Consider the following 4,536-nt stretch of genomic DNA (forward strand, 5'->3'; position numbering starts at 1 on the left):
ATGCCGCGCTCCTTCTCCTGCTCCATCCAGTCGGTCGTCGAGGCGCCGTCGTGGGTCTCGCCGAGCTTGTGGTTGACACCCGTGTAGAACAGGATGCGCTCGGTGGTGGTGGTCTTGCCGGCATCGATGTGCGCCATGATGCCGATGTTGCGGACCTTGCTCAGGTCGGTGAGCACTTCTTGTGCCACGGGGGTTCCTCCGGGATGGTTCAGGAACGAACAGTTGGTGGGAGCGGATGCCGCCGATGGCGGCATCCGCTCAGCCCGTTACCAGCGGTAGTGGGCGAAGGCGCGGTTCGACTCGGCCATCTTGTGGGTGTCCTCGCGGCGCTTGACCGCGGCACCCAGACCGTTCGACGCGTCCAGGATCTCGTTCTGCAGGCGCTCGGTCATCGTCTTCTCACGACGACCCTTCGCGTAGCTGACCAACCAGCGCAGCGCGAGGGTGTTCGCGCGGTGCGGCTTGACCTCGACGGGCACCTGGTAGGTCGAGCCGCCGACGCGACGGCTGCGGACCTCGAGGGTGGGGCGCACGTTGTCGAGCGCCTTCTTGAGGGTGGCGACGGCGTCCTGGCCGTTCTTCGCCTCGACGCCGCGGAGGGCGCCGTAGACGATCGACTCGGCGAGCGACTTCTTGCCGTCGACGAGGATCTTGTTCACCAGCGAGGTGACGATCGGAGCACCGTAGACCGGGTCGTTGACGACCGGGCGCTTGGGAGCGGGTCCCTTACGAGGCATCTAACTCAACCCTTCTTCGCGCCGTAGCGGGAACGAGCCTGCTTACGGTTCTTGACGGCCTGGGTGTCCAGGGCGCCACGGACGATCTTGTAGCGGACACCGGGGAGGTCCTTCACACGGCCACCGCGCACGAGCACCAGCGAGTGCTCCTGCAGGTTGTGACCCTCACCGGGGATGTACGCGGTCACCTCGGTGCCGTTGCGGAGCTTCACACGAGCGACCTTGCGCATCGCCGAGTTCGGCTTCTTCGGGGTGGTGGTGTACACACGGGTGCACACGCCGGCCTGCTGCGGGTTCGACTTCAGGGCGGGCGCCTTGGTCTTCGAGACCTTGGGCGTACGTCCCTTGCGAACCAACTGCTGAATCGTTGGCACGTTCTCTCCTAATAGTGCTGCACGGTGACAGCATGATGGGTTTCACATCATGACCCACCGGCAGGACGGAACCGCCCTGCTTTTGGTGTGATGGGTATGCCGTGGGGGCGAACCGGCGGTGCCGGCGCCCAGCATGTGCGCACAGCCGTGCGCACACCCGATCAAGTGTAATGGGGCGTAACCCCGACGGTCAAATGACGGCGGACGCCACGCCGGTCTCCCGAGATCTCATCGCAGATCCCGCATCCGCGCCACCACGCTGCGGTCGGCGCCCTCGCGCCGCTCCCCCGCGACGGCGATGATCAGCAGCACCGCGCCGATGGTCGCCAGCGTGATCCACCACGGCATGGACTCGATCCCCCGTCCGAGCTGCACCGCGAACACGAACACGTTCTCGACCGGCAGCACGATCAGGCCGATCACGAACGGCGCGGCCAGTCGACGCGCGGCCCCGACCAGGATCGCGGCGAGCGCGAGCACCATCACGAGGATCGCCCGCCAGGTGAGCGGATCGGTGAAGGTGGACACGACGGATGCCGACATCATCACGATCAGGCCCGGCGCGAGCAGCGGCCAGGACCCCCGCCAGCCGTGCGGCCAGGCGTCCAGGACCGGAAGATCGCGCACCGGGTCCGCTCCGACGGCCTGCGCTCCCCTGACTCCGCCCGCGGAGCGCAGGCCGAGGGCGCCTGCGGCGAGCAGGAACAGGCCGAGCGGCAGCGAGAACGTCTCCACGCGCAGTTCGCGGGGACTCCAGGCGACGACGGCGGTGATGAAGGCGAGGCCGAACAGCACCCACACCGGCGGGAGCGTCGCCGAGGGCCGGCGCGCGGTCAGCACCATCAGGGTCAGCCAGCCGAGCATGAGCGTCCACATCCCCCAAATCACGAACCAGTCCTCCGCGATCGCGGGCCACACGCCGACGCCGAAGGCGAGCGCGCCGGGCACGGCGAGCCAGCGGGAGGCCGCCGGCACCGCGGACGCGGCGGACGCCGTGGCGCGCAGCATCCGTGCGGCGACGAGCAGCGCGAGCGCGGACAGGGCGCTGGATCCCACGCAGAGCAGGAAGAGCCCGGCGTCGCCGCCCAGCACCGGCGACCGGTCCAGGCCGCTCCCCCAGCGCACCGCCTGAGCGGTGCCGCCGAGCGCGGCGACGGATGCCAGCAGGATCGCGGTCGCGCGCAACGGGCGCAGCCTCCGCAGGCGTGGACCCGCCGCCCTGCTCACGAGCGCGGCTAGTGCGAGCAGCACCCACGCCGAGGCGAGCAGCGCAAACGCACGCCAGGGCACGTCGGCCGTGCCGCGGCCCGCGATCAGCAGGACCAGCACGGGGATGATCGCTCCGGCGAGACCTGCGGCGAACAACGGGACAGCTCGAGCCCCGCGCAGCGCGAGCAGAACGGCGATCAGCGCCGCGGCGAGTGCGGGCGGGAGCAGGTAGGCCTCGACGAGCTGCACGCCGTTCAGCGCCCACAGCGACCAGAGCGCGCCCGTGAACGCGACGCCGGCGACCCACCATCCGTACCGGCGTGCGGCGAGGAGGGAGGTGAGCGCCGCTCCGATGCCGAGCAGGATCAGCACCAGGCACGCGGTGCCGAAGCCGGCCGCCTCGCGGGCCAGCGCCAGCAGCACGGCGATCGCGCCGGTGAGCAGCGCGGACGCCTCGATCGCGGCCCGGGCCGCATCCGCCGTGGCTGCGATGCGTCCATGGGCGACGAGCCCGTCGCGGATCATGCGACCCGAGGGGAGCACGAGCGCGATGACCGCCGCGATGATCGGCAGCACGACCGGCGATCCGCTGCGCACCAGCAGCTGGGCGCCCAGGCACAGGATCATGACCGCGAGCGTCGGCACCAGCAGCCCCGCGGCGACCGTGCGGATCACCACCGTCAGGCCCTCGCGACGCGTCAGCAGCAGGGCGAGCGCGAGCACGAACATCAGCCCGGTCGACAGCGCGGTCCAGCCGCTGCGCTCGAACACCACCTGGACGACGCCCAGGGCGAAGGGCACGGTGGCGACGACCAGCACGGTCTGCCAGTTCCGCGCGTGCACGACGGGGAGGAACGTGGCCACGACGGCCCCGAGAAGTCCTGCGGATGCCGTCAGGCTCAGCAGCGCGACGCCGTCGACCCCGGCCAGCGACAGCGCCGTCCCGACCAGGACCAGCGCGTAGGCGTATCCGATGCCCAGGTGCAGGAAACGGGCCGCCCCAGGCACGGTCAGCGCGGCTGCAACGAGCACGACGAGGGTGGCGGTCCCGGCGTACGGCACGAGCGTCCGATCCTGCCAGGACAGCAGCACCGCGACCGCCAGCGCGAGGTGCACGGCGATGACGAGCAGAACCCGCAGCGACGTCCATGCGGGCGCCTTCCGAGCGGCGTCGTCGGGCACGGTCTCGGCCGTCGCGCCGGCCGCTGCGATGGCGGGCCTGGTACGGGCGAGGACGAGGGCGGTGCCCGCGGCTGCGACCAGCACTGCGGCGATCCCGATCGGAAGGGGCAGCACATGAGAGGCGGCCAGACACAGCACCGCCGCCGTCGAGTACAGCACCGTCACGACCAGCGCCGCGGAGCGCAGCGGGCGGATGTCAGGGCGGATGCGCGTGCACAGTGCGAAGGCCCCGAAGCCCGCCGCGATGAGAGCCAGGGAGAGGAGCATCGCCCAGGTGCCCGATCCGAGAACCGGTGCGGAGCTCCCACCGGCGGTGGCCGTGATGGCGAAGCGGAGCAGTGTGGTTCCGATGAACCCGCCGGTGATCACCGCCGGAGCGCTGGTCACGCCCGCCGCCAGGCCGGCGCCGACGGCCATCGGGATGCGCGAGGTCCGCTGCGGCAGCGGGACGAGCGCGCACAGGATCAGCGCGATGACGGCGCCTGCGGGCGGGAACGCGATGAACCACGCGTAGTCGATCGATGCGGACTGCAGGAGTCCGGATGCTGCAAAGGCCCCTGCGCCCGTGATCAGCACGCCGGCGGCGAACGCCCAGGTCCTGGGGATCGTACGGGTCGTCGCCAGCACGGCGTGCACGGCGAGCACCGCCAGCACCGCGGCGATCGACAGGCCGGTCGCACTGGTGAGGACGACGCGTCCGATCGCGAGGACCGTGACGAGCACCTGCAGTGCGGTGAGTGCGGCGAGCTCGGCGGCGAGCGGACGGCGGGATGCGAGGCCGGGGGCAGCGCCCGGCACGGCATCCGGTCGCTCCGAGGCCTCGGGTCGCTCCGTGAGGTCGACGTCCGTAGGCACCGGCTCCGCGGCCGAAGGTGTGTCGCCGCCGGCATCCGATCCGTCGTCGCGCACCGGGAACCGGGGCGCGAACCGCGTCAGCAGGGCCATCAGGCCAGTCGCGGCGAAAGCGGAGGCCGCCAGCCACAGTGCCGCGCCGACGCCGGTCTGCGCGGCGAAGCCGAGCATGGCGGGGGCCG

The 4,536-nt window shown here is 71.4% G+C and carries 4 protein-coding genes; all 4 read right to left on the minus strand.

Annotated elements, in window-relative coordinates:
• Positions 1-188: GTP-binding protein (locus tag BGN97_RS17015; protein WP_292704202.1), on the minus strand; the 188-nt coding region annotated here is incomplete at its 3' end.
• Positions 189-266: 78 nt separating this feature from the next.
• On the minus strand, positions 267-737 hold the full coding sequence (rpsG, locus tag BGN97_RS17020; RefSeq protein ID WP_017201608.1) for a 30S ribosomal protein S7: 471 nt from the start codon (positions 735-737) through the stop codon (positions 267-269).
• A gap of 5 nt (positions 738-742) precedes the next feature.
• Entirely contained in the window at positions 743-1,111 is a 369-nt protein-coding gene (gene rpsL / locus BGN97_RS17025; RefSeq protein ID WP_029145644.1) for a 30S ribosomal protein S12, read from the minus strand.
• 228 nt (positions 1,112-1,339) lie between these two features.
• The coding region (locus BGN97_RS17030) for a hypothetical protein (RefSeq protein ID WP_292704225.1) at positions 1,340-4,536 on the minus strand (3,197 nt) is incomplete at its 5' end.

It is taken from the genome of Microbacterium sp. 69-10, assembly GCF_001897945.1.
In the GTDB taxonomy this organism is placed as follows: domain Bacteria; phylum Actinomycetota; class Actinomycetes; order Actinomycetales; family Microbacteriaceae; genus Microbacterium.